The 26,998-nt window shown below is 67.3% G+C and carries 22 protein-coding genes; 14 read left to right on the plus strand and 8 right to left on the minus strand.

The window, feature by feature from the left end:
- Positions 1-56: 56 nt before the first annotated feature.
- The 3 genes from ACW170_RS07230 to ACW170_RS07240 all read left to right on the plus strand — a co-directional run bounded on the left by ACW170_RS07230 (position 57) and on the right by ACW170_RS07240 (position 3,056).
- A complete protein-coding gene (locus ACW170_RS07230) occupies positions 57-1,232 on the plus strand; it encodes an aspartate aminotransferase family protein (RefSeq protein WP_492089153.1) in 1,176 nt (391 codons plus the stop codon).
- Positions 1,232-2,146: an ornithine carbamoyltransferase gene (gene argF, locus ACW170_RS07235; RefSeq protein WP_492088966.1), complete on the plus strand. Its 915-nt coding sequence runs from the start codon at positions 1,232-1,234 to the stop codon at positions 2,144-2,146. Before ACW170_RS07230 ends, argF begins: the two co-directional genes overlap by 1 nt.
- Positions 2,147-2,237: 91 nt before the next feature.
- Positions 2,238-3,056 carry an EF-hand domain-containing protein gene (locus ACW170_RS07240; RefSeq protein ID WP_492088967.1) on the plus strand — a complete coding sequence of 273 codons (819 nt, stop codon included), beginning with the start codon at positions 2,238-2,240 and terminating at the stop codon, positions 3,054-3,056.
- Here ACW170_RS07240 and ACW170_RS07245 read toward each other — a convergent pair whose 3' ends face one another.
- The 3 genes from ACW170_RS07245 to ACW170_RS07255 form a co-directional block, all read right to left on the minus strand.
- On the minus strand, positions 3,057-3,854 hold the full coding sequence (locus ACW170_RS07245; protein ID WP_492088968.1) for a hypothetical protein: 798 nt from the start codon (positions 3,852-3,854) through the stop codon (positions 3,057-3,059).
- A 162-nt stretch (positions 3,855-4,016) separates the two neighbouring features.
- The gene (locus ACW170_RS07250) at positions 4,017-4,517 is read right to left on the minus strand and encodes a pyridoxamine 5'-phosphate oxidase family protein (protein ID WP_492088969.1); all 501 of its coding nucleotides are present in this window, start codon (positions 4,515-4,517) and stop codon (positions 4,017-4,019) included.
- Between the two features lie 428 nt (positions 4,518-4,945).
- Entirely contained in the window at positions 4,946-5,164 is a 219-nt protein-coding gene (locus ACW170_RS07255) for a hypothetical protein (RefSeq protein WP_492088970.1), read from the minus strand.
- A gap of 169 nt (positions 5,165-5,333) precedes the next feature.
- Between ACW170_RS07255 and ACW170_RS07260 the strand changes: the two genes are divergently transcribed.
- From ACW170_RS07260 to ACW170_RS07270, 3 genes are all read left to right on the plus strand, one after another.
- Entirely contained in the window at positions 5,334-8,231 is a 2,898-nt protein-coding gene (locus ACW170_RS07260) for an SEL1-like repeat protein (protein WP_492088971.1), read from the plus strand.
- A gap of 120 nt (positions 8,232-8,351) precedes the next feature.
- Positions 8,352-9,275 (plus strand): sulfite exporter TauE/SafE family protein, encoded by a 924-nt coding sequence (locus ACW170_RS07265; RefSeq protein ID WP_492088972.1) that lies wholly within the window; start codon positions 8,352-8,354, stop codon positions 9,273-9,275.
- A complete protein-coding gene (locus ACW170_RS07270) occupies positions 9,275-10,084 on the plus strand; it encodes a TIGR02186 family protein (protein ID WP_492088973.1) in 810 nt (269 codons plus the stop codon). Before ACW170_RS07265 ends, ACW170_RS07270 begins: the two co-directional genes overlap by 1 nt.
- Here the strand turns inward: ACW170_RS07270 and gluQRS are convergent.
- Together gluQRS and ACW170_RS07280 are read right to left on the minus strand one after the other, a co-directional pair.
- Complete coding sequence (gluQRS, locus tag ACW170_RS07275; protein ID WP_492088974.1) at positions 10,068-10,931, minus strand: tRNA glutamyl-Q(34) synthetase GluQRS; 864 nt, start codon at positions 10,929-10,931, stop codon at positions 10,068-10,070. The two genes, ACW170_RS07270 and gluQRS, sit on opposite strands and share 17 nt — an antisense overlap.
- Complete coding sequence (locus ACW170_RS07280) at positions 10,928-12,064, minus strand: JmjC domain-containing protein (RefSeq protein WP_492088975.1); 1,137 nt, start codon at positions 12,062-12,064, stop codon at positions 10,928-10,930. The genes gluQRS and ACW170_RS07280 overlap by 4 nt, the downstream gene beginning before the upstream one ends.
- A gap of 29 nt (positions 12,065-12,093) precedes the next feature.
- On the opposite strand from ACW170_RS07280, the gene ACW170_RS07285 reads away from it, so the two are divergent.
- From ACW170_RS07285 to ACW170_RS07295, 3 genes are all read left to right on the plus strand, one after another.
- Positions 12,094-12,765: a DNA-3-methyladenine glycosylase family protein gene (locus ACW170_RS07285; protein ID WP_492088976.1), complete on the plus strand. Its 672-nt coding sequence runs from the start codon at positions 12,094-12,096 to the stop codon at positions 12,763-12,765.
- On the plus strand, positions 12,762-13,412 hold the full coding sequence (locus ACW170_RS07290) for a trimeric intracellular cation channel family protein (protein WP_492088977.1): 651 nt from the start codon (positions 12,762-12,764) through the stop codon (positions 13,410-13,412). The genes ACW170_RS07285 and ACW170_RS07290 overlap by 4 nt, the downstream gene beginning before the upstream one ends.
- A gap of 132 nt (positions 13,413-13,544) precedes the next feature.
- A complete protein-coding gene (locus ACW170_RS07295) occupies positions 13,545-14,105 on the plus strand; it encodes an HNH endonuclease (RefSeq protein WP_008264308.1) in 561 nt (186 codons plus the stop codon).
- Between the two features lie 13 nt (positions 14,106-14,118).
- Here the strand turns inward: ACW170_RS07295 and ACW170_RS07300 are convergent, their stop codons facing one another.
- Positions 14,119-15,720, minus strand: a complete 1,602-nt coding sequence (locus ACW170_RS07300) for a carboxylesterase/lipase family protein (protein ID WP_492088978.1) — start codon at positions 15,718-15,720, stop codon at positions 14,119-14,121.
- A 259-nt stretch (positions 15,721-15,979) separates the two neighbouring features.
- On the opposite strand from ACW170_RS07300, the gene ACW170_RS07305 reads away from it, so the two are divergent.
- The 5 genes from ACW170_RS07305 to ACW170_RS07325 all read left to right on the plus strand — a co-directional run bounded on the left by ACW170_RS07305 (position 15,980) and on the right by ACW170_RS07325 (position 24,072).
- A complete protein-coding gene (locus ACW170_RS07305) occupies positions 15,980-18,835 on the plus strand; it encodes a TonB-dependent receptor (protein ID WP_492088979.1) in 2,856 nt (951 codons plus the stop codon).
- A gap of 53 nt (positions 18,836-18,888) precedes the next feature.
- Positions 18,889-19,605, plus strand: a complete 717-nt coding sequence (locus ACW170_RS07310; protein WP_492088980.1) for a LamG-like jellyroll fold domain-containing protein — start codon at positions 18,889-18,891, stop codon at positions 19,603-19,605.
- Positions 19,606-19,672: 67 nt separating this feature from the next.
- Positions 19,673-21,103, plus strand: coding sequence for a glucuronate isomerase (gene uxaC, locus ACW170_RS07315; RefSeq protein WP_492088981.1), 1,431 nt, complete (start codon positions 19,673-19,675; stop codon positions 21,101-21,103).
- A complete protein-coding gene (locus tag ACW170_RS07320) occupies positions 21,100-22,569 on the plus strand; it encodes a mannitol dehydrogenase family protein (protein WP_492088982.1) in 1,470 nt (489 codons plus the stop codon). Before uxaC ends, ACW170_RS07320 begins: the two co-directional genes overlap by 4 nt.
- 3 nt (positions 22,570-22,572) lie before the next feature.
- On the plus strand, positions 22,573-24,072 hold the full coding sequence (locus ACW170_RS07325) for a UxaA family hydrolase (protein ID WP_492088983.1): 1,500 nt from the start codon (positions 22,573-22,575) through the stop codon (positions 24,070-24,072).
- A gap of 2 nt (positions 24,073-24,074) precedes the next feature.
- Here ACW170_RS07325 and ACW170_RS07330 read toward each other — a convergent pair whose 3' ends face one another.
- Both ACW170_RS07330 and ACW170_RS07335 read right to left on the minus strand, forming a co-directional pair.
- Entirely contained in the window at positions 24,075-25,727 is a 1,653-nt protein-coding gene (locus ACW170_RS07330; RefSeq protein WP_492088984.1) for a pectate lyase, read from the minus strand.
- A gap of 202 nt (positions 25,728-25,929) precedes the next feature.
- A complete protein-coding gene (locus ACW170_RS07335; protein ID WP_492088985.1) occupies positions 25,930-26,973 on the minus strand; it encodes a sugar kinase in 1,044 nt (347 codons plus the stop codon).
- Between the last annotated feature and the right edge of the window lie 25 nt (positions 26,974-26,998).

Below are 26,998 nucleotides of genomic sequence, written 5' to 3' on the forward strand. Positions count from 1 at the left end.
CGCGTCGGGGCCGTATCGCTTTTGGAGGTCTTAGTCCCGTGTCCACGAACCATCTGATGGGTGTCTACAATCGCGCGCCGCTGGAAGTGGAACGCGGCCGAGGCGCTCGCCTGTGGTCGACCGACGGGACCGAGTATCTGGACTGCGTCGCAGGCATCTCGACCAACGGCCTGGGCCACGCCCACCCCGAACTGGTCCAGGCGGTCAAGGACCAGGCCGAGAAGCTGTGGCACGTGTCCAACATCTTCCGCATTCCGGGCCAGGAAGCCCTGGCCGACGCCCTGTGCGAGAGCAGCTTCGCCGACGTGGTCTTCTTCACCAACTCGGGCACGGAATCGGTCGAGTGCGCGCTGAAGACGGCGCGCAAATATCATTCAGCCAAGGGCGCGCCCGAGCGGATCGACATCTACGGCTTTGACGGCTCCTTCCACGGCCGCACCTATGGCGCGATCAACGCCGCCGCCAACCCCAGCTATACCGAGGGCTTCGGCCCGGCCATGCAAGGCTTCCACCAGCTGAAGTGGGGCGATCACGAGGCCATCAAGGCCGCCATCGCCAATCCCACGACCGCCGCCATCATCGTCGAGCCGGTCCAGGGCGAGGGCGGCTGCCGCGCCATGCCGGAACAGTGCCTGCGTGGCCTGCGCGAGCTGTGCGACGAACACGGCGTGCTGATCATCTTCGACGAGGTCCAGTGCGGCATGGGCCGGACCGGCAAGCTGTGGGCCCACGAATGGGCCGGCATGTCGCCCGACATCATGGCGGTGGCCAAGGCCCTGGGCGGCGGCTTCCCCATCGGCGCCTGTCTGGCCACGGCCCGCGCGGCCTCGGGCATGACGGTCGGCGTCCACGGCTCGACCTTCGGCGGCAACCCCCTGGCCATGGCCGTGGGTCAGAAGGCCCTGTCGCTGATCAACACGCCCGAGTTGCTGGCCAACGTCAACGAGATCGCCGGCTATCTGAAGCAGCAGTTGGTCGGGCTTCAGTCGCGCTTCCCGGACGTCATCGTCGACGTGCGCGGCAAGGGGCTGCTGATCGGGGTCAAGCTGGTCCCGAACAATCGCGAGTTCATGGCCCTGGCGCGCGACACGCAACAGCTGCTGATTGCCGGCGGCGGCGATAACTGCGTGCGTCTGCTGCCGCCGCTGAACCTGACGCTTGAAGAGGCCGGCGAACTGATCGTCCGGTTCGAAGCCGCTTGCGAGGTCGCCCGCGAGAAGTGGGCGGCCTGATGGTCCGCCACTTCCTCGACATCCACCTGCTGGACGCCGCCGATCTGCGGTCCATCCTCGACGACGCCCACGCCCGAAAGGCCGCCCGCAAGGGCTGGCCCCAGGGGCGTCCCGACGCCGACGCGCCGGGCAAGGACCGGGTCCTGGCCATGATCTTCGAGAAGAACTCGACCCGGACCCGCTTCAGCTTCGACGCGGCCATCCGCCAGCTAGGCGGCGCCTCGATCATCGCCACGGCTTCCGATATGCAGTTGGGCCGGGGCGAGCCGGTCGAGGACACGGCCCGGGTCCTGTCGCGCATGGTCGACGCCGTCATGATCCGCGCCAACAGTCACGAGGACGTCGAGCGCTTCGCCCGCGTCTCGACCGTGCCGGTGATCAACGGCCTGACCGACCGGTCGCACCCGTGCCAGATCCTGGCCGATCTGCAGACGATCGAGGAGCATTGCGGCCCAGTCTCGGGCAAGACCATCGCCTGGGTCGGCGACGGCAACAATGTCTGCCACAGCTTCATGCATGCGGCGCCCAAGTTCGGCTTCCACCTGAACGTCGCCTGTCCGGCCGAATACCACCCCGACCTGCGCGACCTGGCCAAGGGCGGAAATGCGGTGACCCTGACCAGCGACCCGCGTGAGGCGGTCAAGGGCGCCGACGTCGTCGTCACCGACACCTGGGTCTCCATGGGCGACCAGGACTATGAGGCGCGCCTGGCGGCGTTCGAGGCCTATTCGGTGGACGAGGCCCTGATGGACCTCGCCGACCCGGACGCGGTCTTCCTGCACTGCCTGCCGGCCCACCGGGGCGAGGAAGTCACCGACGCCGTCATCGACGGCCCCCGCTCCCTGGTCTGGGACGAGGCCGAAAACCGCATCCACGCCCAGAAGGCGGTCCTGGCCTGGTGTTTCGCGGGCTGACCCCGATCTGACGATCGCCAGACCGTGCGTCGCGCGGTCTGGCTCTTGCTTCCTTACGGTCACGCTTGTCGCGCTTGGGGAGGCTGAGGCCATGACCACTATATCCGCTGCGGGTTCCACCCTCACGCAGCAGCTCTATCAGAAGCTGTTCGACCGTCTGAACACCGACGGCGACGACGCCCTGACCCTCGACGAAATCAGCGCCGTCGATGCTGGAAACACCAAGGTTTCAAAGGCTTTCGAAACCTTCGACGCCGATGCGGACGGTCGCGTCACCCGCGCCGAAATGACGCCCGCCGATACCTTCGGCGCCGACACCCTGAACGCCCTAATCCAGGCCCAGTCCGGGTCGGAATCCATTTCCGATCAGGAATATCTTGCCGACTGGTTCGCCCAAACCGACATGGACGGCGACGGTTTGGTGTCGAAGTCGGAACGCGAGGCTTCGGCGGATCTGCGCCGCGCGGCCGCCTATGACGCCGGCTATGCGACCGACCGTGTCCTGATGACCCGGCGCGGCGTGGATACGGATCAGCCGCTGTCCGTCGACGACTTCATCGTCGGCCGTCACCTCGTGATCGATCCGGCGCAGGTTTCCGAGATTCCTCCCGAGCTGAAGGCCGAGATTGAGCGAATGCTGGACAGAAGCAGTGAGGAGACCGGTGCGCCGAGCCCGGAAACGGCGCCCGCCCAGCCGTCTCGCGAACAGATCACTGCGGATCTGGCTGAAAGGGCCTCAGGGCCCACCGGCAGCGTCAGCTTCCTCAGCCGCGAGATCGAGGATCTGAGAACCTCCGAGGCGGCCCGCATCGCCGCCGCCCCGATGAGCGACGCCCTGGCGGCCCGGCTGTTCCAGCAGGCGCTGAACAGCTGGACGCCCTCGGCCGCCAGCCGCGAGACGGTCGCCTGATCAGCGACCGCTCTTGACGTCCATGGGCGGTGACGCCGTCCACGGCCCCAGGGCCAGCACCCCGTCAAAGCCGCCTTCTTCTGGCGGGACGAGAATGACGCCGCGCGCATCGGGATCATAAACCGCCATAGAGGGATGCTCCCCGCACCCCTCTGGCGCGCAATGCCAAGATGATCCGCCTTGTTCAACAACTCTGAGGCTCAGGGTTTCCTGCGTCGGTAGGTGCCCGGCGGCTGGAACGCCCAAGTCGGGATAGTCTTCGAAGGCGGTCTTGCGGGCGTGGATATTGCCGGCCAGGCCGATAACGCGCGCGTCGGGCCGGGTTTGTCGCGCCCGGCTGAGCAGATAGCCCATGTTCAACTCGTACCAGGCCTGATCCAGACCTTCGCCCCGGGACAGGCTGCTGGGCTGGAACAGGTGCAGGCTGATATCGCGGCCGGAGGCTTTCAACGCGCGAACGCGCATCAGCAGATCCAGCAAGGCTTGGCTGGTTCGCCCGTCCTGCACCGCGCGGTTAAGCAGGGTTGAGCCCTCCAGCGTCTCTACTGCGCCGGCGTCGTCCGGCGCGGCGATGAAGGCGTCCAGCGTGGGCTGAAGCGTGTCTTCCAACTCCAGGGCGACGACGACCGGCCCTTGCTCGCTGGCGGCGCAGGCGATCTCGCCGACCGCCCGCGGAGCTTCGGCCGTGCCGTGAAGTTCTCCGATCATGATCACCCGTTCCGGCCGCTCCAGCAGGGTGGATGTTCCTTCAGGCGGAGAACAGGCCGCGATGGCGGCGGCGGTCAGCAAACCCAGCATTGGATACCCCTCAATGTCCTGGATTGCAGCTGAAGCAACCAGAGGGGCGGAATTGTGGTCAAGCCGGACAAGGAAACGCGCGCCAGACTCGGTCTGGCGCGCGTAATCTCAGATCAAGCATCCCGCAGCCTTCAAACCACGGGATAGTCGTGGCCGGCGATCCTATTGCAGGTTCACGTCCGACACGCCGCCGACGTCCGGCTGGGTCTTGGTCAGATTGGCCTTCATCACCTGATAGCCGAAGCCCAGCCCGCCCTTGTCCGAGACCCAGACCCGGCCGTCCTCGGCGTCGAAGCGGATCAAGGTCAGGTGCGGGTCGTCCTTGCCCTCCGGGTACCAAGCGGCGACGACGGGGTTCCAGTATTTGTCGATCCGGGCGCGGTCCTGGTCGATCGACAGGTCGCCGTGGATACAGGCCTGAACCTTGCCGTCCTTGGCCTGGTAGCAGAACATGCCGTCCTGACCGCCGACCGCCACGTCGCGGGCGAAGTCGGTGTCATTGCGGCTGAAGAACCAGATCGTCCCGGTCTCAGGCTCGCCGAAACCGGTCATCGGCTGATGGTGGTATCCGGCCTGGTCCAGGCCCAACATGCCTGTGTTGGATTCTTTCAGGCTGTTCCAGAATTCCTTTTCCGCCTCGGCGGGGGTCAGTTTGTCGGCCATTGTGCGTCTCCTGTCTGGGGTTCGCAGGATCAACCGCTCGGGCTCGCTCGGGTTCCTGAACCGCCTGGACGGGGCGGCCGGTCGGGAGCGGGCGGCCCCGATAGGGGAGCGAACCGCCGCCAGCCATCCCAATTCTGGAAACTAAGTTCTGTCTTTTCAGGGGCCTGAAAATAAAAACCGTGATCAACACGGCGGGGTTGGAAGCCGGGTTATGATCCTGACCTGGTCTTTGACATCGCCATCGGCCCCTGGACTATTTTTCGGAGTTCGACGTCATCCGAACCCGTGCTCCGATGGCGCCGTGCCACTTGCGACGTAAAAAAGACGCTTGGAAACATTGGCTTGCGCAAATGGCGCCTGGCACATGTCACCCTGTTTAGGGGCCGTTTCTCGTTTCGTGTCGGACGGGGCGGCGGCGTTCCTCGCCCTCAGGGGGCGGACACCCAGGGCGGCCGTTCGGCGCCGAACAGGGTGGCCAGATGGATCAGCAGCAGCATCGCCAGGGCGGCGGCGCCCAGCATGATGAACCGCCAGGGGACCATGCGCGGTCCCTTGAATGGATCGGGCGGCCGCGCGCCGCGCCAGCCGGCGAAGACCATGACGGCCAGGGCGGCGCACAGCAGGATCAGGGTGGTGGTCAGGCTCATGGGCTCGCAGGTGGCCCAGGCGCGGCGGGGATGCAAGGCGAAGCGGGCGTGGTTGATGCAGAGATGTCCACAGGCTGGCGAGTCGCCGCAACATCTAGCGGTTAACCATGCGTTTACACCCTCGATATTGGCGTTATAGCCTCCCTCCCATGGGTCGGGAGCCGAATCAGTGAGCGCAGCGGCGCCTTGGAGCGTAAAGGGTATTGATCCGAAGGCCCGCGAGGTCGCCAAGGATCTTGCGCGCCGCTCGGGCATGACCCTGGGCGAGTGGCTGAACTCCATGATCATGGAGGACGAAGACGAAGGGTACGCCACCCTGCCGCGTCGTCCGGCCGCATCCGAAACCTTCGAACGTCGCGGCCGCAGCCGCCGTCTCGACGACGCCTATGACGCCGGCGACGAGGGCTGGCAGCGGATCAGCGCCTCCATCGACGCCATCGCCGCCCGTCTTGAGGCCGCCGAGCGCCGCTCGACCGTGGCGATCCAGGGCGTGGATCAGGCCGTGTCCGGCCTGGTGCGCCGCCTCGACGGTCAGGACGCCCAGACCAAGGGCCAGGCCCGCCGTCTCGACGAGATCTCCGAAGAACTGCGCGAGGGCCACCGCCGCCTGCGCACCTTCGAACGCGACACCGGTCCTCAGGTCCAGGAGAGTTTCGGCAAGGTCGAACAGACCCTCGGCGCCCTGGCCGGTCGTCTTTACGACATCGAGGAGCGTCAGCGCTCCGGCGTCTCTGAACTGCGTCAGCGGATGGAGGCGGTCGAGAAGGCCGCCGGACCCGGCGTCGGCACGGACCTGCTGGCCCAGGTCGGGGCGCGCCTCGACCAGGCCCAGAGCCGCACCACCGAGGCGCTGAAGACGCTCGAACGCTCCTTCGCCGAACTGGACCAGCGGCTCCGCGCCGCCGAAGGCCGCGTCGAACCCGAGGGCGTGCGCGACTCCGCCCGCTTCGAGAAACTGGCCGAGACCCTCTCTCGCCAGATCGAGAACAACCGCGCCGAGATGATGCAACGTCTCGACGCCGCCGAGACCGGCGCCCGCATCGACCGGATCGAACAGGCGGTCCGCACCGTCGGCGACCAGTTGAACGCCTCCGAGATCAAGGGCGCCCAGGGGCTGGAGGCCATGGGCCGCGAGGTCCTGAAGATTGCCCAGAACCTGAACACCCGGGTCCAGACGGTCGAGCGCGAGGCCGTCGGCCGCGCCGAGGTCATCACCCGCAGCGTTACTGACGTGGTCGGCCGCAAGGTCGAGGCCGACCTGTCGCGCCACGCTGAACGCGTGGACCAGGAGTTCGCCCGCCACGTCGATCGCGTCGACCAGCGTCTGACCGCCAGCGACGACCGCCACGCCCTGGCGCTCGAGAAGCTGGGCGGCGAGATCACCCGTATCTCGGACCAGCTCAGCGACCGCATCTCCCAGTCCGAGCGTCGCTCGCAGCAGGCGCTGGACGACATCGCGCGCCGCCTGTCGGAAAGCTCGGAGAAGATCGAGCAGCGCTACGACCGCGCCTCCGGCGAACTGGCCGAGCGCATGCGTCTCAGCGAGGAACGCACGGCCCGACTGGTGGCCGAGGCGCGCGACACCATGGATGCGCGACGCCAGACCGCATCCCGCGACGACGCCTCGCTGGACATTCCCGACAGCGAACCGGCCGAGCCGACGCGGCGCGCCGTCGCCGAACGCGCCATGACGGCCTCGGTCTCCGCCCCGGTCGAGGGCGACTGGCGCTCGACGGTCTTCCCCGAGGACTCGTTCGACGCGGACGACGACTGGTCCGTCGATCCGGTCTCGCCCGAAGCGGCCATGGCCACGCCCTTCCCGGCGGCGCCCTCCGCCGCCGTCATGGCCGAACCCGCCCGGCCAGAGCCGGCGCCTGAACCGCAGACGTTTGCGGCCGCGCCCGAACCTGAGCCCGAGCCCGAGCCCGTCATCCAGCCCTTCGCCGGCTTCGGCGGCGCCGACGTCGACGACGCCCTGGACGCCACAGCGGGCGGGTTCGCCGCTTCGCCTGAAGCGCCGGTCGCCAAGACCGTCGCTCCGGTTGCTCCGGCGATGTCGGACGGCGACGACGACTTCCGCGGCGAGACCGAGTTCGTCGATCCGCGCCGGATTCGGGCCAGCATGGGCGCCGCCGCCGCCGCCGGTCGCGCCGCCTCGACCCGCAGCACCATCGACGCCGCCCGTGCGGCCATGATCACGCCCGCCCTGCCGGCTGAGGCTCCGCCTCGCCAAGGCTTCGGCCTGGCGCCCAAGCGCGGCGGCAAGTCCAAGCTGCAGGAACGGCTGGACAAACAGGCCGCCCGAGACGGATCGACGGTCAAGAAGGCCTTCCTCGCCTCGGTGACGGCCGTGGCCCTGACCGGCGGCGGCTACGCCTTCCTGACCATCGCCGACGGATCGGGCCTGCCCGACATCGAACTGCCCGGCCTGACGGGAACGGTCGCCGCCCCAACCTCGACCTCCACTTCGGACACGCCGATCGCCATGGCGATCACGCCGACCGACGCCGTCCCGACCGCCGACGCCGGCGCCGCCGAGTTCGAGCGCGCCGTGGGCCGGATTGAAGGCGGCGACATGGAGGGCGTCGAAGAGCTGAAACGCGCCGCCAACCTCGGTTACGCCCCCGCCCAAACCTATCTGGGCCAGTTGTATCTGACCGGCGCCAACGGCGTCTCCGCCAACCCGGCCGAAAGCCGCCAATGGGGCCGTCGCGCGGCCGAGGCCGGCGACCCCGGCGGCATGCACCTCTATGGGATGCAACTCTACGAAGGCGACGGCGGCGTGGCCAACCAGGCCGAGGGCCTGATCTGGCTGCTCCGTGCGGCCGAGCGCGGTCTGACCGACAGCCAGTACAATGTGGCCCGCATCTATGAGACCGGCGCAGACGGCGTGGCCAAGAACCCCACCGAGGCGCTCAAGTGGTACATGATCGCCGCCCGCAACGGCGACAGCGAGGCCCAGGCGGCGGTCACCCGCCTTCGCCCTGCGGCCTCCGCCACCGCCCAGCGCGCCGCCCGGACCGCCGCCGACGCCTTCGTGCGCCAGCAGGTGCAGGCTCAGGGTTAGCGCCCTAGGGTTAGATCTTAAACCTTTGCGCGTACGGGTGGCGGCGCGTCGCCCGCGTCGCTAAAGATCACCCGGCGCCTCTCGGCGTCTCCCGTCCCGCTCCAGCCGAAGGCGCGTCCTTTGGACATCTATCTGCCGATCGCCGAAGTTTCGGTGAACTGGCCGACCCTGGTGATTCTGGGGGCGGTGGTCGGGTTCGTCTCGGGCCTGTTCGGCATCGGCGGCGGCTTCCTGATGGCGCCGATCCTGGTCTTCATGGGCATTCCCCCCACCGTCGCCGTCGCCAGCCAGGCCAGCCACGTGGTCGCCTCCTCGACCTCGGGCGTCATCCGCTACGCCGGCCAGGGCGCGGTCGATTTCAAGATGGGCGGCGTCATGGCCGCGGGCGGCGCCGGGGGCGCGATCGCGGGCGTCGAACTGTTCCGCTACCTGCGGCTTCTGGGCCAGGCCGATCTGGTCGTGGCCCTGTCCTATCTGATCTTCCTCGGCGTCATCGGCTCCCTGATGCTGCACGAGAGCCTGACCGAGATCCTGCGTCGCCGACGCGGCGAGCCGGCGCCGCGCAAGGACCGACGCCGGCCCCTGTGGCTGTACGGCCTGCCGCTGCGGATGAAATTCCCCAAGTCCGGCCTTTATATCAGCGCCCTGCCGCCGTTCGGCCTGGGCGTCTTCGCCGGCGTCCTGTCGGCCATCATGGGGGTCGGCGGCGGCTTCATCCTGGTGCCGGCCATGCTCTATGTGCTGCGGATGCGGGCCGGGGCGGTGGTGGGCACCAGCCTGTTCCAGATCATCATCACCACGGCCATCACCACCATTCTCCAGGCTGGCCGCAACCAGACCGTCGACATCCTTCTGTCCACCATCCTGCTGCTGGGCGGGGTGGTCGGGGCCCAGATCGGCGCCCGGTTCGCCGGCCGGTTCCGGGCGGAGGAGTTGCGCGCCGCCTTGGGGCTGATCGTGTTGCTGGTCGGCATACAGATGGGGCTCGACCTGTTCGTCCGGCCTAGCGACATCTTCCTGCTTGCGCCGGGGATCTCGGACTGATGCTGGCGCTTCCCTCACCTCCGCCCGCGATAGAAGCGCCCGCGCCGGACCGGTCCGAGGCCACGACCGGCGAACTGCGCGTCGCCGCCGCCCTCACCGACGCCCAGGTGCGCGTCGATTCCAGCTTCACCGGCGCCTCCATCGTCCTGTACGGCGCGGTCTTCAACCCGACGGATCAGCCGGCCGACGTGGTCGTGGTGGTGCGCGGCCCAGACGCCCCCGTTCGCCTGGTCAAGAAGACCCGCAACATGGGCGTCTGGCTGAACAGCCGTCCGGTCCTGTTCGAAGGCGCGCCCGGCTTCTACATGACCGCCTCGACCCGCCCCCTGTCCGATATCGCCGATTTCGGCCAACTGCGTCGGCTGGGCGTCGGGGTGGACCATCTGCGCATCGACGCGCCGGAAGAGGCCGGGACCGTGACCCGCTACGGCGTGCGCGACGTGGTCGTCAGCCGTCTGGGCGACGACTACCTGGACTGGCGGCGCGCCGTGATCCGGCTGAAGGAGGCGGCGGCCCTTTACGATACCGACCCAGACGGGGTCGAGTTCGTGGATCGCGGCCTGTTCCGGGCCGAGGTCAAGCTGCCGACCGTCGCCCCCACCGGGAAATACTATGCCGAGGTCTGGCTGTTCCAGGACGGCGAGCCCCGGTCGGTGTCCAACATGACCCTGACGGTCGAGAAGGTCGGGCTGGAGCGCGACATCTACGAGTTCGCTCATCGTCGCCCCTGGCTGTACGGCCTGTTGTGCGTCGTGCTGGCGGCCCTGACCGGCTATGGCGCTTCGCGCCTGTTCAGCCGTCGCGACTGAAGCCTAACTCGGCGCGCAGGGCCTCGGCCGTCAGCCCGCCCGCCCGCAGCTCCGCCAGGGTCACTGACCGGTCCCGCTTGGCGTAGCGCCGCCCATCGGGCCCCGTCAGCAGGCGGTGGTGGCGATAGACAGGCGCCGGCCAACCCATCAGCGCCTGAAGCAGCCGTTGCACATGGGTCGCCTCGAAAAGGTCTTCGCCGCGGATGACGTGGTCGATGCCTTGCAGGGCGTCGTCATGGGTCACGGCCAGATGATAGGCCACACCCGTATCCTTGCGCGCCAAGACCACGTCCCCCGCCGTATCCGGACGGACGGGCACGACGCCGGTCTCTCCGTTCGGACAGGCACCCTGTTCGATGAAGTGGAGCCCGCTCCACGCCGCCTCGCCCAGAGCCTCCCGCGCCCGATCCAGTGACAGCCGCCAGGCGAAGGGCTGTCCCTCTTCCAAAAGTCGGGCTTCGTCGTCTGCCGAATGCGGCCCCGGCCGCACCGCATCGCTTGCCCCATGCGGCGCATTGCCGATCTGGTCGAGAATCTCTTTCCGGGTACGGAAACATCGATAGAGCAGGTCACGCGCCCTCAGGGCTTCGATCACCGCCGCGTAATCCGCAAGATGCTCTGACTGGCGTCGAACCGGCGTATCCCAGTCCAGCCCGAGCCATGCCAGATCCTCCAGAATGGCGGCCTCGTACTCTGGTCGACAGCGCGTGGGATCGATGTCCTCGATCCGCAGCACGAACCGCCCGCCCGCCGCCTTCGCCGCCGACCAGGCGGTCAGGACCGAAAAGGCATGGCCCTTGTGCAGGCGGCCGGTGGGGGAGGGGGCGAAACGGGTGGCTGAGATCAAGGTGCCGGCTCTCGCACCAGGGCGCCGCTGGCAGTCGCCTGAGCGATTGCAGCGTGGATGTCGTCTGCAGCGACGAAATCGAACAGGGCGACCAGCCGCTCAAGGGCGAAACTACTCTGTGCCGCGGCCCATTCCATGGCGTGGGCTACCGGGCCGTCAAACCGCGGCCAGGGCCCCTGTCCTGCTCGATAGATGGTCAGCGGCGTCGGCCGAGGCAGTGTGATCGCTCCAGGGCGCAACACCAACCGCTCCTGCGTCATGACGATCTCTTCGAAGAAGGCTTCCGAGGCGCACAGTCGCGCCAGATGGTCGCCAAGGCGGCTGAGCTGCTGCTTGAGCTGAACCTCATCTCGCGAGGGCGCGAAATATTCCCGGAACGACCGGTCCTGCAGCGCGGCCTGTTCCAGCAGGCCGAACAGGATGCGGCCATATAGCGGCGTAACGGAGAAGGTCACATGTAACGACGGGCCTTCGACGGCGATTGCGTCATGATACCAACCGCGTGGAAGGTAGAGCAGGTCGCCCGGACGCATGCGAACCTCCTGGGCCACAGGGCCTCGGCTCTGTTTCAGCCAGGCGCGTGTCTCCGGGGTGTCGGGCGGAAAGTCGACGGGATTGTCGGCGCGGTTGGCGTAGAGGCGCCACAGCTTCTCGCCTTCCAACTGGATGACGAAGACGTGGTGCAGGTCATAGTGGCTGTCGAAAGCCTGAACGTTTTTGAAGGAGCAGTAGATGTTGGCTCCGATCGCTGCGGCGAAGCGTTCGCCCAGCATCTGGGAGACCTCGGCCAGCGCCGGCGTCAGCGTCTGGACGTCGCCTGCCACCACGCTTGCCCCTTCGGCCATGAAGATGGCGACCTTGGCGGGGTCGGGCTGGGTCTGCACACCCGATTGCCCCCGCACGACCCGGCAGTAGTCCTCAAGTGGGATACCAACCCCATCTCGGACCAGTTTCAGCGTCGAAGCCGTCCATATCTGGCTTTGGTTCAGAAGGTGGGCGAAGCCGTTCCAATCGAGCATCCTGCGCTTGTCCGCTTCTTGCGTCGCCGGTACGTGAAGCGGTGCGCGATCATGATGATCGGTCATAAAGCGTTCGACAGCGAACGGCTGGAGCAAGTCGGCGAAGTCACGCATGGTGGCGACGCTAGATCGGAGAGATCATCGTGTCGACCGTCCGTCTTAGCGCTCGTCCCACGACAGCCGACATCGCCACCGCGCGTCAGGCCCTGGCCGACGCCGATCCTGCCCTGGCCCGCGCCCACGCCCAGACGCCCGTGTTCGAGTGGCGGCTGCGACCCGGCGGCTACGAAGGCCTGTTCCGCATGATCGTCGAGCAACAGGTGTCGGTCGCCGCCGCCGCCTCGATCTGGGCGCGCACCATTCAAGGACTGGGCGGAACGGTGACGCCGGACGCCGTGCTGGCCCACGACATCGACGCCCTGCGCGCCTTTGGTCTGTCGGGCCAGAAGGCCAAATACGGCCGCGAGATCGCCCTGGCGCAGGTCGAGGGCCGCGTCGATCTGGACCATATGCAGACCCTGTCGGACGACGACGCCGTCGCCGCCCTGACCGCGATCAAGGGCGTCGGCAAGTGGACGGCGGAGACCTATCTGATGTTCTGCGAGGGCCGGCTGAACGTCTTTCCGGGCGGCGACGTGGCGCTGCAGGAGGCGATGCGCTGGGCCGACCGCGCCGAACAGCGCCCGACCGAGAAACAGGCCTATGTCCGCGCCGAGATCTGGCGTCCGCATCGCGGGGTGGCCGCCCATCTGCTGTGGGGATGGTATGGCGGCGTGAAGCGTGGCGAGATCGCGCTGGAGGACTTCACCGCGTGACCCCCCTCGATCCTGCCCTTACCGAGCCGCTGCGCGATCCCCGCACCGTGCTCGCCGCCCTCGACTTCGCCGGGGTGGCGGTGTTTGCGGCCACCGGCGCCCTGGCCGCCGCACGCGAAAAGCACGACGTTATCACCTTCGCCTTCTTCGCCGCCATCACCGGGGTCGGAGGCGGCACCTTGCGCGACCTGCTGCTGGGCCTGCCCGTCTTCTGGGTGCAGGATTGGCGATATATGGCCGTCTGTCTGCTGGCGGCCGTCGCCATCTGGCTGATCGGTCAGCGCGACTGGCGATTCCGCGCCCTGCTGTGGCTCGATGCGATCGGCCTGGGCGCCTACGGCGTCATGGGGGCGGCCAAGGCCGAGGCGGCCGGCGCCCATCCGCTGATCTGCATCGTCATGGGCACCCTGACCGCCTGTTTCGGCGGGGTGGTGCGCGACATCCTGGCGGGCCAGCCCTCGATCCTGCTGCGGCGCGAGATCAATGTCACCGCGGCCATACTGGCGGCGACCCTCTATATCATCCTGCGGATCCCCGAGGCGCCGATCTGGCCAGCGGCCATCGTCGCCGCCCTCGCAGGCTTCATGCTGCGGGCCGGCGCCCTGCGCTGGGGCTGGACCCTGCCGGGCTTCCCCGAGCGAAATTGAGCCCGTTTCGTCGTCTCTTCGTCATGGCGGCGTCTTCGAATCGGGCGTAGGCTGAACGCCTCGGACTTAGGGAAGGAGACGCGTCTTCAATCCTGTAGCTTCCATACCCCCCGCCGCGAACGGGAGGACCTGATGCAGGTCCTCCACCGACCGCCGTCGGGCTTTCCCGCCCTGGTTCTGAACGCGGACTTCCGGCCGCTGTCCTACTACCCGCTGTCGCTCTGGCCGTGGGAGGAGGCGGTCAAGGCGGTCTATCAGGACCGGGTGGACGTGGTGTCGCTGTATGACAAGGTGGTCCGCTCTCCGTCGATGGAGATGCAACTGCCCAGCGTCATCGCGCTGAAGAACTATGTCGATCAGGATCGCAGCCCCGCCTTCACCCGCTTCAACGTCTTCCTGCGCGACGGTTTCGCCTGTCAGTATTGCGGGGAATCGACCGAGCTGACCTTCGACCACGTCATTCCGCGCTCGCACGGCGGCCGCACGACCTGGGAGAATATCGTCGCCGCCTGCGGTCCCTGCAACCTGACCAAGGGCGGCCGCACTCCCCGCCAGGCCATGATGCCGATCCGCCGCGAGCCCTATCGCCCCAACGCCTGGCAGCTGCAGGAGGCAGGTCGGCGATTCCCACCCCACTACCTGCACCAGAGCTGGCTCGACTACCTCTACTGGGACATCGAGCTCGAACCCTAGGGTTGTCGGCGGCTCAGGTTCCGGGCTGGATATAGGGGATGGCCGAAAAGAACTGGCGCTCGTCGCCGCGCGGGTCGTCGGCCATCTGCGAGGTGACGTCGAACAGCATCGTCTGGCGGCGGGGCAAAGCATATCGATCCCAGCGCGGCAGGCCGGAATGGTTCGGATCGCCATCCCGCGCCAGGGCGACGAAGGCCTGGCGCATCGCGTCAGACACGGTCTGTGCGCCGGGGCCGTTCACGCGAGACTCAGGCGAGGTCACATTGTCGAACACCAGAGGGATGTCGGCCGTATGGAAGGCGCCCCTGCGGCCTGACGGCATCGTGCCCGGATAGTCCATCTGGTACACCCAGGCGGGCGCGCCCGCACGGGCCCGTTCTTCCGCCTCGATCACCGCGCCGCGCCAGGAGCGTCCGGCTGTGGTGGCGGCGATCAGCACCTGGTCCGGAGACCAGTCGGGGTGCATGGCGCGATAGCCCGCGATCACCGCCTCGGGCGTGATGTCGATCCGCATGACGCCCGGCGTCAGCCGCTCCGCCAGGCTGTCCCAGGTCAGTCCGATGTTCCTGGGATCGTCGCCCATGAACCCCAGGGTCTCTTCGCGGGTATTGCCGATGATCATGGGGATCGGACGGCCTTGAGGCGCGGCGTCGGGATAGAAGGGGTGGCGGGGCAGGGTGCGGAAATCGAGCACCGGGCCGAAATAGAGACCGCCGAAGCCCAGGATCGGGTCTTCGGTGGTCTGGGCCTCCAGCAGTCGCTCGATCGGCATCGTCGCCGCTTCCGCCGCGCGATCCGGCGTCAGGCCCAGGGCCTTCAGCCAGGCCGTGGCGCGGGTCGTGGCGTTGATGGGGCCGGAGGCGGTGACCTGCTGACCGCTCATGGTCGCGGCGCGGTGGAACAGGCCCTGGGCCGCCGGCGTGGCCATCAGGGTGGCGATCTTGGCCCCGCCGCCGGACTGGCCGAACAGCATCACACGGTCGGGGTCGCCTCCGAAGGCCGCGATATTGTCCCGTACCCAGCGCAAGGCCAGGATCAGGTCCATCTGACCGACATTGCCCGAATCTTCGAACCCCGGCGTCAGCCGCGCCAGATAGGCGTAGCCGAAGACGTTCAGCCGATGGTTCAGCGTCACCACGACCACGTCGCCGTGCTCGGCCAGCCGTGAGCCGTCGTAGAGTGGATGACTGCCCGAGCCGGTCGCATAGGCGCCGCCGTGGATATAGACCATGACCGGTCGTCGCCCGGCGTCCGTCGCCGGGGTCCAGACGTTCAGGAACAGACAGTCCTCGCTCTGGTTCGGTTCGCTGCCGCGCTGGGGGCTGGCGGCGCCGAATGTGGCGGCCGGGACGGGGGCGCGCCACGGCGTCGGCGGCTCGGGCGGTTGAAACCGCTTTGTCGGCGCGCCGTACCTCAGGCCCTTGAAGACGCTGATCGCTTGCTGGCGGACGCCGACAACCGGTCCGGCCTTCGTCTGGGCGCGGGGATCGCCCGTCCTTGCCGCGCCAAAGCCGGGGCCGGGAAGGGCGGCGGTCGCCATCCCTAGCGCCAATGCCGTGCGACGGTTCACGAGGGGCGATCGGCCCGTTGTCTCGACATTCTGCGCCTGGGTCATTTCGTCTCCTGTCCTTGCCGGCTGTCTGTCGCGCTGGTCGTCATCTGGTTTTGCTTCGGCTTGTCCGTTGAAGATATCCAGGCGGACGAGCTGTTCGCCTTGTTCTTGCCACGGGGCCGCAACTGTGCGTACAACTTCTATGACACCGGTAGCAGCAATCTGGCAAACCAGAACTGACACCGGTGTCGCCCGCCAGCAGCGGGCGGTGAAACGGGGACGATACGATCCCTGAGCGCCAGATCTGGGAGGAGATTTGAAAATGAACCAACGCCACAAATTCGTGCGTTGCGCACTGACGACCACCGCATCGCTGGGCGCTTTGACCCTGGCGCTCATGGCGCATGACGCCGCCGCTCAGCCCGCCGGGACGGGGCAGGCTGCAACCGATGAGGCCGCCGAAGTGGGCGAGATCGTCGTCACCGGCTTCCGCGCCAGCCTTCAGAACGCCCTGAACATCAAGCGGCGCGAGGCTGGCGTCGTCGATGCGATTTCCGCTGAAGACATCGCCGACTTCCCCGACACCAACCTGGCTGAGTCGATCCAGCGTATTCCCGGCGTCTCCATCGACCGGGACGCAGGCGAAGGGCGCAGCCTGACGGTGCGCGGGTTGAGCTCTGAGTTTACCCGTACCCGCATCAACGGCATCGAAGCTCAGGCCTCGACCGGGGCGACAGACTCCTCGGGCGGCGTGAACCGGGGCCGGGGTTTTGACTTCAATGTCTTCGCCTCCGAACTGTTCAACAACATCACTGTGCGCAAGACGTCCTCGGCTGAGATCGAGGAGGGGTCCCTGGGCGCGACCGTGGACCTGAGAACCAGCCGTCCGTTCGACAAGATGGGGTTCCAGGGCGCGATCTCGGGCCAGTACGGCTATAATGATCTGTCCGAGGACTGGAGCCCGCGCTTCGCGGCCCTGGTCTCCAACACCTGGGCCGATGACCAACTCGGGGCCTTGTTCTCCATCGCCTATAGCGAGCGCGACAGCCTTGAAGAGGGTTTCAGTTCGGTGCGCTGGGGGCCTGCGAGCGGCGACTCCGGCTTCCAGAACACCAGCGTCCTGCCCAGCCCTACGACCACCTACCACCCCCGGATTCCGCGCTACGGCAGTTTGGAACATGGTCAGGAGCGCCTAGGCGCGACCCTGTCGTTGCAGGCGCGTCCAGGCAATGGACCGACCCTGTTCACCATGGATATGCTGTACTCGAAGCTGGATTCGACCCGCAGCGAGAACTTCCTTCAAGCCTGGTCGCTGAGCCGTAACGCCAGTCAGGGCGGCAAACCTCAGGTCGATATCGTCGATTTCGAGATCGATCCCGACACGGGGGAGATGATCTACGCTCGGCTCGACGACATGGACATCCGCAGCGAGCAGCGGTTCGACGTGCTGGAGACAGAGTTCAAGCAGATGACGTTTGCGGTCGAGCATGAGTTCTCCGACCGGCTGCGTTTCGACGGTCTGATCGGTCGCGCAGAGTCCAGCTTCGGCAATCCTGTGCAGGTCAGCGCGATCATCGATCGCCAGAACGTCGACGGCTATTCCTACGACTTCCGCGAGAACCGCAATCTGCCCGCCATCAACTGGGGCTTCGATGTCACCGACCCGGCGCAGTGGTCGGTCGTGGGGCCGACCGGCGCTCAGCCCCGTTCAGAGCTGCGCGCCAGCTCCAACTTCCAGGAGAACGTCTATACGACGAGCGAAACGGCGTTCACGTTGGAGGTAAATGACTGGCTGACCCTGAAGGCCGGCGTCAGCCGTAAGGAATATGAGTCCAGCAGCACCGCATTTGCGCGCCTGGCCAACGGCTCGCCGAACCTGCCGGCGGGCGTCTCCGTGGCCGACGTCACCAATATGCTGGAAGGTTTTGGTCGCAATCTTGATCTGCCGGCCGGTTCGGCGACCTCGTGGGTTCGGCCGGATCTCGCCGCGCTGCAGGACGTCTGGAACTACCAGTGCAACTGCGACACCGGGGTTGCGGGCGGCGATTTCCGGTTGATCGGTCTGAACGGCAATACCTCGACCTATGGCAACTGGCGCGACGTCAAGGAAACCGACACCGGAGCGTTCGTTCAGGCTGACTGGGACACTGAACTGATGGGCCTGCCCTTCCGCGGCAACATCGGCGTGCGTCAGGTGAAGACGGAAGTCGAAGCCCTGGGCTATTCCAACGTCGGCGGCGTCGCGACCCCGGTGACGGGCGAGAACGAGTATGACGACACCCTGCCGTCGCTGAACCTCGCGATCGAGCCGATGGAGGACCTGATCGTGCGCTTCGGCGCGGCCAAGGTCATGTCGCGACCGCCGGTCACCAGCCTTGTTCCGGTCTTTACGTTGAGCGCGGCCAATGCCGCCAACAACACGGCGTCACTGGGCAATGTCGAGTTGGAGCCCTACCGCGCCAAGACATACGATCTGTCCATCGAATACTATTTCGCGCCCGAGGCTCTGCTGTCCTTCGCCTATTTCTACAAGGACATCTCGACCTTCGTGCAGACGACGCGTGAAGATCTGACCTATGCGCAACTCACGGCTCTGAACCCGATCGCCTTCCCGGCCGGAGCGCGCGACGCGGCCCTTTCGTTTGCGTTCAGCACGCCCAATAATACCGAAGGCGGCCCCTTGAAGGGGTTCGAAATCAGCTATCAGCAGACCTTCAGCTTCCTGCCGGGTCCATTCGCGAACCTGGGCACGCTCTTGAACTACACCCATGTCGAGTCCCAGATCGACTATTGCACCACGCCAACTTGTCAGGTCATCGCGACCGAGGACCTGGTCAACCTGTCGCCCGAGGCCTGGAACGCGACCCTGTATTATGATGACGGCAAGCTGAGCGCCCGGATTTCGGCCGCCTATCGCGACGGCTATTATCAGAACGTTCCCGGCTCGAACGGCGGCGCCGGCTTGATCCCCTTCCAGGGCAAGTCGGAAACGACGACGATCGACGCCTCGGCCTCCTACAATCTCACTGACAATCTGAGCCTGTCGGTGGAGGGGTTGAATCTGACGGACGAGGAGAACCGCCAGAACCATGGCGATCTCGGAGAGTCGCGCGACAGCACCTATGTCTATCACCACACCGGTCGTCAGCTCTATGTGGGCGCGCGTTACCGGTTCTGATTGCCCGGGCGCCGTTCACGCGGCGCCCTCCTTCCCCTGCCTGGAGAGACGGAATGATCACGAGGCGCGCCGCCGCCGCCGGTCTGGGCCTCGCGGCGGGAGGATGCGCGACGATGGGAGGCGCCGCCGTATCGCTAAACGGCGCTCGAGACGGTGCGCGGGTCTGGACCTTCGACAATCTGCGCCAGGTCGATGGGCTTGCTCTGCATGTCGAGGGCGCGCCGGCCCTGGTGGAGACGCCTTGGGGAAATGGGGTGCGCTTCGACGGCCAGAACGACGCCCTGTTTCTGGATACCCATCCGCTCGCGGGTGCGACCGCATTCACCTTCGAGGCCCTGTTTCGACCCGAGGGCGGCGCGTTCGAGCAGCGGTGGTTCCATCTTCAGGAGATCGGGCCCGATGGAACGCCGACGGACACCCGCATCCTGTTCGAGATCCGCACCCGCGACGGCGAATGGTGGCTGGACGCCTTCGCCAAGGGGCCGGGCTATAGCCACACTCTGATCACCGAGGCCAAGCGGTTCCCGGTCGGGCGTTGGTTCCATGTGGCCCAGACCTTCGGCGACGGCCTCTACAGCAGTTTCGTCGACGGGGCTTTGCAGGATCGGGCGCCTCTGGCCTTCAAGCCTCAGGGCGAGGGGCGCTGTTCCGTCGGCTGCCGCTACAACCGGGTCAGTCCCTTTCGGGGCTCTGTCTGCGCCGCCGCGTTTGACCGGCGGGCGCGGCCGCCCGCCGCCTTCGTGCTGCCGAGCGCGAGAACTCCAGCCTAATCGCCTCGCCTATTGGTAACCGGTGGCATATCTTCCCGTAGACCGCTCGGTTTCGAAGGATTCCTTTATGCCGCATCCTCTTCGTCTCAACCCGGACCGCCTGTTCCCGGCCGACGCCGACAGCCGCACGATCGCGCGGCGTCTGTATGCCGAAATCAAGGGCCTGCCGATCATCAGTCCGCACGGCCATACGGACCCGAGCTGGTTTGCCTTGAACGAGCCCTTCGCCAATCCGGCCGAACTGTTGATCACCCCCGACCACTACGTCTTTCGCATGCTGCACTCGCAGGGGATGGCGATGGAGGACTTGGGCGTCCCCCTGCAAGGTCCCGAGGGCGCAGACGGCGGCCCGGTCGAGTCCGATCCGCGTGCGATCTGGCGCCGGTTCGCCGAGAACTATCACCTGTTCCGGGGCACGCCGTCGCGGATGTGGCACGACTGGGTCTATGCCGAGGCCTTCGGCATAGACGTGCGCCTGTCGGCCGAGACGGCGGACCACTATTACGACGTCATCGACGCCGCGCTGAGGACCGACGCTTTCCGGCCTCGCGCCTTGTTCGATCGCTATAATATCGAGGTCCTGACCACGACCGAGAGTCCGCTCGACACGCTGGATCACCACAAGGCCATCAAGGCGTCGGGCTGGAAGGGGCGGGTGCTGACCGCCTATCGCCCTGACCCTGTGCTGGATCCGGATTACGAGGGCTTCCGTGACAATCTGAAGGTCCTGGCCGAACAGACTGGGCGCGATACCCTGTCGTGGGACGGCTATCTGCAGGCGCTGCGCGATCGCCGCGCGGTCTTCATCGCGATGGGCGCCACCTCGACCGACCACGGCCACCCGACCGCCTTCACCGCCGACCTGCCTAAGCCCGAAGCCGAGGCCCTGTTCCGTCGCGTCTCCACCGGACCGGCCAGCGCCGCCGACGCCGAACTGTTCCGGGGGCAGATGCTGACCGAAATGGCCGCCATGTCGGTCGAGGACGGGTTGGTGATGCAGCTCCACTCCGGCAGCTTCCGCAATCACTCCGCCACCGTCTTCAACCGCTTCGGCCGCGACAAGGGTTGCGATATCCCGACCCAGACCGATTACGTCCGGGCGCTGAAGCCGCTGCTGGATCGGTTCGGATCGGACAGCCGCCTTTCGCTGATCCTCTTCACCCTGGACGAGACCAGCTACAGCCGTGAACTGGCGCCCCTGGCCGGCCACTATCCGGCGCTGAAGCTGGGGCCGAGCTGGTGGTTCCACGACAGCCCCGAGGGGATGCGGCGCTTCCGCGAACAGGTCACCGAGACGGCCGGCTTCTACAACACCGTCGGCTTCAACGACGACACCCGCGCCTTCCTGTCGATCCCGGCCCGTCACGACGTGGCCCGGCGCATGGATTGCGGTTTCCTGGCCCGGCTGGTGGTCGAACACCGGATGGAGGAGGACGAGGCCCATGAGCTGGCGCGCGCCCTGACCTATGATCTGGTGAAGGCGGCCTACAAGCTGTGAGCCGTCTTTCTGCCGCGACCCTTTCGGTCCTGCCCGCCGACGTCGCCATTCCCGGTTACGACCGCGCCCAGGTGAAGACCGGCGTGGTCCATCTGGGCATCGGCGCCTTCCAGCGCGCCCACCAGGCGGTGGTGTTCGACGATGCGCTGGCGAGCGGGGATATACGCTGGGGCGTGCTGGGGGCCTCGCTGCGGTCGCCGGGGGTGCGTGACCAGTTGAATCCGCAGGACGGCCTCTACACCCTGGTCGTTCGCGATGGCTCGAACGAGCATCTGCGGGTGATCGGCGCCGGTCGCGGCGTTCTGGTCGGGCCGGAAGATCCCGCCGCGCTTGTCGCGGCCATGGCGGACGCCGATGTCCACATCGTCACCCTGACCGTGACCGAGAAGGGCTATCGTCTCGACCCGGCGACCGGCGAACTCCTGCTGGACGATCCGGACGTCGCCGCTGACCTGGCCGATATCGCCGCGCCCCGCACCGCGCCGGGCTTCATCGTCGCGGCGCTGCGGGCGAGAAGGGCCGCGGGGCTGAAGCCCTTCACCGTCATCAGTTGCGACAATCTTCCGCACAACGGCAAACGGATCCGCGCCGGGGTCGTCGCCATGGCTCGCCGGATTGACCCGTCGCTGGCCGAGTGGATCGAGGCGGAGGGCGCTTTCCCCCAAACCATGGTCGACCGGATCGTCCCGGCGACCACGCCCGACGACATCGCCGGCTTGACCGCCCGGCTCGGCGTCGAGGACCGGGGCATGGTCAAGGCCGAGCCCTTCTCCCAGTGGGTGATTGAGGACTTGTTCGCAGGCGAACGGCCGGACTTTGCGGCCTTGGGCGTGCAACTGACCGAGGCGGTCGAACCGTGGGAGGACGCCAAGCTGCGCCTGCTGAACGGCGCCCATTCGGCCATCGCCTATCTCGGCGCCCTGTCGGGGCGCGAACATGTTCATGAGGCGGTCGCCGTCCCTGCCCTCCGCGCCTATGTCGAGGCCCTGTGGGACGAGGCCCAGACCACGCTGAACCCGCCGCCGGGCCTGGATATCTCCGCCTATCGCGAGGCGCTGATGGGCCGGTTCTCCAACCCGGCGCTGATGCACCGCACCCGCCAGATCGCGATGGATGGGTCGCAGAAACTGCCCCAGCGCCTGCTGGCCGCCGCCGCCGAGCGGTTGGCCGCCGGGAAGGGGATCGCGGCGCTGGCCCTGGGCGTCGCCGCCTGGATGAAGTGGCAGTCGGGGGTGACCGAGAGCGGCGAGGGCTTCGTCGTTGACGACCCGCTGGCGGCGAAGACCGCAGAGCGGCTGGCCGGCGCCGAGGATGACGCGAGCTGCGTTCTGGCTTTGCTGGGTCTGTCTGCGGTCTTTCCGACCCGGTTGGCGGGCGACAGCCGGTTCGCGGTGGCGGTCACCGACGCCTATCTGTCGCTCAGCCGGAACGGCGCGGTCGAGGCCGCGCGTCTGCTGACGGAGTAGTTCATGTCCCGCGTCCTGATCCTCAACCCCGTCGACGACGTCGCCATTGCTCTGGACGAGATCGCGACCGGGGACACGCCCGACGGTCTGGACGCACCTGCGCGCGCCGACATCGCCACGGGGCACAAGATCGCCCGTCATGCTGTGGAGGCGGGCGGTCTGGTCCGCCGCTACGGCCAGGTCATCGGTCGCGCCAAGGCGGATATTGCGGCCGGAGATCATGTCCACGTGCACAACCTGGCCATGGCCGAGGATGGGCGTGAGGCCGAGGTCGGGGCCGACCTGCGCCCGCCCGCGCCTTTGTCGGGCGCCGCCTTCAAAGGCATCGTCCGCCCGGACGGTCGTGTCGGCACGCGGAACTACGTGGGCGTCCTGACCAGCGTGAACTGTTCGGCCACCGTCGCGCGCCGCATCGCCGACGCCTTCCCCGACTCCAGCCTGCCCAAGGGCGTGGATGGCGTCGTCGCCTTCACCCACCAGGGCGGTTGCGGCGGCTCGTCCCTGTCCAGCGACGTGACCCTGTTGCAGCGGACGCTGGCCGGTTACGCCCGTCATCCGAACTTCCATTCCATCCTGATCGTCGGCTTGGGCTGCGAGGCCAATCAGATCCCCGCCTGGCTCGCCAACGAGGGTCTGGTCGCCGGCCCGCACCTACGCGCCCTGACCATCCAGGAGGCCGGCGGCACGGCCCGCGCCATCGAGGCCGGGATCGCGGTCGTTCGCGAGCTGGTCGCCGAAGCGGCGAAGGTCGAACGCCAGCCCGTGTCCGCGTCGCACCTGACGGTCGGGCTGCAGTGCGGCGGCTCGGACGGCTGGTCCGGCGTCACCGCCAATCCGGCCTTGGGCGCGGCGGTGGATCTACTGGTCGCTCACGGCGGCTCGGCCATGCTGTCCGAGACGCCCGAGATCTGGGGCGCTGAACACCTGCTGCTGCGTCGCGCGGCGTCGCAGGAGGTGGCGGACAGGCTGAATGCGCGTCTGGCCTGGTGGCGCGACTATGCCGAGCGGCATCAGATGGAGCTGAACAATAACCCGTCGCCGGGCAATCTGAAGGGCGGGCTGACCACTATATTGGAGAAGTCGCTGGGCGCGGTGGCCAAGTCGGGCTCCACCCCGCTGAACGATGTGATCGGCTATGCCGAGCCGCTGACGGCCAAGGGGCTCAGCTTCATGGACAGCCCCGGCTATGACCCCTGCTCGGCCACGGGTCAGATCGCCTCGGGCGCCAATCTGATCGTCTTCACCACGGGCCGGGGCTCGGTCTTCGGCGCCAAGCCCGCGCCTTCGATCAAGGTCGCTTCCAACGCCAAACTGGCCAACTGGATGGACGAGGATATGGACGTCGACGCCTCGCCCGTCCTGACCGGGACCAGCCTGGCCGAGGTCGGCACGGCCATCTTCCAGAAGATGCTGGACGTGGCTTCGGGCGAACCGTCCAAGTCTGAAGCCTTAGGCATCGGCGACAATGAGTTCGTGCCCTGGCAGGTGGGGGCCTATCTCTAGGCTTACGCGCCCAGGGCCTCGATCAGGTCGCCCATGTTGCGGATGAAGACGGCGGTCGAGACGCCCTCGACCGGGAAGTCGGTCTGATAGGGCGAGGTGTCCCACAGGTCGCCGACGCGGGTCATCTGATACTCGCCGCCGGTCACCGCTGTGGGCGACGGCCCCTTGTAGGGGTTCGAGGTCGTGGTCAGAGGCGTGGACCAGTAGCCGCGCGCGTTCAGTCCGGCCATCACCTCTGCGGCGCGGTTGGCGTGCGGACGGCTGAGGCGCCGTGCGTCGCTGGACATGTCCCAGACATCGACGTCCTGAAGCGTGAAATATCTCGGCAGGTTCAGCGAACCGGGGCGGGCCTTCAGCGGCGAGCCTTGGGTCGCCTCCTCGACGGACAGGGCCGACAGGCGGGCGTATTCCGCGCGCAGGGCCGGGGTGTCCACGTTGCGGAACGAGCCGTAGTGGACAATCAGATTGGTCGGATTGTCGTCGGCGTAATACTGGCCGTTGGCGATGTTCGACCCGCGCCGGTGGATATAGATCGGGGTGTTGGCGCCCTCCAGGATGAAGGTCGGATGCGTGCGGCCCGGCGTGTTCAGCGGCGGTTTGGCCGCGACCTGATCCAGCCAGTCCATAGCCTCGGGCAGGCGGGCCAGATATTTGCGGTCGCCGGTCAGGCGGTAGAAGCCCAGCATCGACTTGATGTTCGTCCCCGTCGCATGGGTGACGAAGGCTTGCGGCTCGATGGTGCGGGCGCCGGCCGGCTTCAGCGTATCGGGGAAATGTTGCAGGCCCCAGGCGGGTTGCGGCTGGGGCTGCTGGGTCTTCACGAAGATGTCCATGCCACGATGAATGGCGTCCAGCACCTTGGCGTCGCCCCGACCGTTCCGCGCCAGGCCGTGATAGGCGTAGATCAGGAACTCCAGGTTCTCGCCCGCCACATCGTCGTTGAAGGTGATGTAGGGGGTGTAGTCGGCGTGCCCGTGAAGGCCGCCGTTCTCGACGAAGGGATAGCGCTGGGGCCAGCCGCCGTTGGCGTACTGGCTGTCCAGCACGAAGCGGATCGCCTTGTTCAGCGGCGCCAGATATTTGCGGTCCTTCTTCTCCAGATAGACCCGCAGCAGCAGTTGCGACGCCTCGGCCGTGCCGGCGTCGTCGAAGGTGGCGTTGCCGTAGTAGTGGTGGAATTCCTCAAGCCGCCAGGCGTTGGCGGCGACCGTGGCGTACCACTGTTTCAGCGAGTCTTCGCCGGCGGTGTCGATGACGTAGTTCCAGCCGCCGGCCGGGTGCTGGCCCCGGATCAGGGCGTCGGCGGCGGACTTGGCGGCCTCGTAATAGAAGGCGTCGCCGGTGGCGTGATAGGCGTCCAGGTAGAGGTGGCCCATGGTGGCCGTGCCGGGCGGCTGGACCCAGATCATGGTCGGATTGGCTTCCAGCTCGCCCCAGCGGCGCGAGAAGTCGGGCAGGTACTGCCAGACGTAGCCGCCTTGCACAGCGGCCTCCTCGACCATGAACCGGGCGGCGCGCTTCATGGCGTCCAGGACGGCGGCGCGGTCGGGCGAAGCCTGGGCGCCGGCGGGCAGGGCGGGGGCCGAGGCGGCGACGAAGGTGGCGGCGGCGCCGACGGCCAGCAGGGCGCGACGGTTCATGGACGGTACGGGCATGGGAACTCCTGGGTGACCTCTCGACCGGCTCTTGGCGACCGTTTCGAGCGATGACTGAAGCATGATTGACACCGGTTTCCTAGCCCCGATGGGAATGGGGCGGTCACGGGTCCGTCAACGACTTTGTCCCGCCTTGAGGGCATGGAGAAGCCCCGCATTAACTGGACAATAGCTGGAGAAACTTTGGAGATAATTTCCAGCTCTATCGTCGAATATCGAAACCTTCGTGCTGCATGGCGGCTTGGACATCCGCTGCGGAGAAGAGGTTGAAATCGCCGGGGACAGAGTGTTTGAGGCCGGCGGCGGCCAGACCGAAGTCGAGCGCCTGCTGGTCCGACCATCCGCTCCACAGACCGAACAGGACGCCGGAGGCGAAGGCGTCGCCGCCGCCGACGCGGTCGATCACGCCGGCCATCTGGATGGCCTCGGCCTGGCTCTCGATCACGTCGTCTCCGTCGCGGGTCAGCATGACGGCGGACAGGGCCTGGTCGGCGACGCTGTCCTGGACGCGCAGGGTGCAGGCGATGCGTTGCAGGCGGGGGAAGGCGGCGAAGGCGGCGGCGGCGGCCTGACGGCGGCGCACGGCCGGATCGGGATCGTCGAACTTGGTCTTCAGCACCAGGGCGAAGTCGCGGTCGTCGGCGAAGGCGACGGTGGCGCCGGCCAGCATCCGGCCCAGGGTGGTGGGCGGATCGCCGTCCCACTGCTCCCACAGCTTGCCGCGGAAATTGCCGTCATAGCTGACCTTGACCCCGCGTCGCACGGCGGTCTCGATCAGGGCGACGGCGGCGGCTGAGCCGTTCGGCCCGGTCGCCGGGGTCACGCCCGAGGCGTGCAGCCATTCGACCCCGTCCAGCAGCTGGTCCCAGTTGAAGGCGGTGTGGACGTGTTCGACGAAGGCCGAGCCGGCGCGGTCGTACAGCACCTCGGACGGGCGACGCACGGCGCCGGGGGTGAGGAAATACAGGCCCATCCGTCCCGGTCGGAAGACCACGGGCGAGGTGTCGACGCCGTGCTTGCGCACCTCGTCCCGCGCCGCGCGGCCCAGGGCGTTGTCGGCCAGCACGGTGGCCAGGCTGGTCGGGGCGCCGAACTGCGCCAGGGACACGGCGACGTTCGCCTCGGCCCCCGCCGGACGGACCGTCAGGGCGGGGGACTGGAGCAGAAGCTCGTTCTGGTTCGGCGAGATCCGCAGCAGCATCTCGCCAAAGCAGAGGATGCGGTTGGAGGAGGCGTTCTGGGACATGAGACTAACCGCAGCGGGATCGGAA

Source organism: Brevundimonas sp. FV2ps16 (genome assembly GCF_058681075.1).

Bases quoted from the DNA above. Each gene is read 5' to 3' on its own strand.
- ACW170_RS07230 (WP_492089153.1), top strand. From the start codon at position 57: ATGGGTGTCTACAATCGCGCGCCGCTGGAAGTGGAACGCGGCCGAGGC.
- argF (WP_492088966.1), top strand. From the start codon at position 1,232: ATGGTCCGCCACTTCCTCGACATCCACCTGCTGGACGCCGCCGATCTG.
- ACW170_RS07240 (WP_492088967.1), top strand. From the start codon at position 2,238: ATGACCACTATATCCGCTGCGGGTTCCACCCTCACGCAGCAGCTCTAT.
- ACW170_RS07245 (WP_492088968.1), bottom strand. From the start codon at position 3,854: ATGCTGGGTTTGCTGACCGCCGCCGCCATCGCGGCCTGTTCTCCGCCT.
- ACW170_RS07250 (WP_492088969.1), bottom strand. From the start codon at position 4,517: ATGGCCGACAAACTGACCCCCGCCGAGGCGGAAAAGGAATTCTGGAAC.
- ACW170_RS07255 (WP_492088970.1), bottom strand. From the start codon at position 5,164: ATGAGCCTGACCACCACCCTGATCCTGCTGTGCGCCGCCCTGGCCGTC.
- ACW170_RS07270 (WP_492088973.1), top strand. From the start codon at position 9,275: ATGCTGGCGCTTCCCTCACCTCCGCCCGCGATAGAAGCGCCCGCGCCG.
- ACW170_RS07280 (WP_492088975.1), bottom strand. From the start codon at position 12,064: ATGCGTGACTTCGCCGACTTGCTCCAGCCGTTCGCTGTCGAACGCTTT.
- ACW170_RS07295 (WP_008264308.1), top strand. From the start codon at position 13,545: ATGCAGGTCCTCCACCGACCGCCGTCGGGCTTTCCCGCCCTGGTTCTG.
- ACW170_RS07300 (WP_492088978.1), bottom strand. From the start codon at position 15,720: ATGACCCAGGCGCAGAATGTCGAGACAACGGGCCGATCGCCCCTCGTG.
- ACW170_RS07305 (WP_492088979.1), top strand. From the start codon at position 15,980: ATGAACCAACGCCACAAATTCGTGCGTTGCGCACTGACGACCACCGCA.
- ACW170_RS07310 (WP_492088980.1), top strand. From the start codon at position 18,889: ATGATCACGAGGCGCGCCGCCGCCGCCGGTCTGGGCCTCGCGGCGGGA.
- uxaC (WP_492088981.1), top strand. From the start codon at position 19,673: ATGCCGCATCCTCTTCGTCTCAACCCGGACCGCCTGTTCCCGGCCGAC.
- ACW170_RS07325 (WP_492088983.1), top strand. From the start codon at position 22,573: ATGTCCCGCGTCCTGATCCTCAACCCCGTCGACGACGTCGCCATTGCT.
- ACW170_RS07330 (WP_492088984.1), bottom strand. From the start codon at position 25,727: ATGCCCGTACCGTCCATGAACCGTCGCGCCCTGCTGGCCGTCGGCGCC.
- ACW170_RS07335 (WP_492088985.1), bottom strand. From the start codon at position 26,973: ATGTCCCAGAACGCCTCCTCCAACCGCATCCTCTGCTTTGGCGAGATG.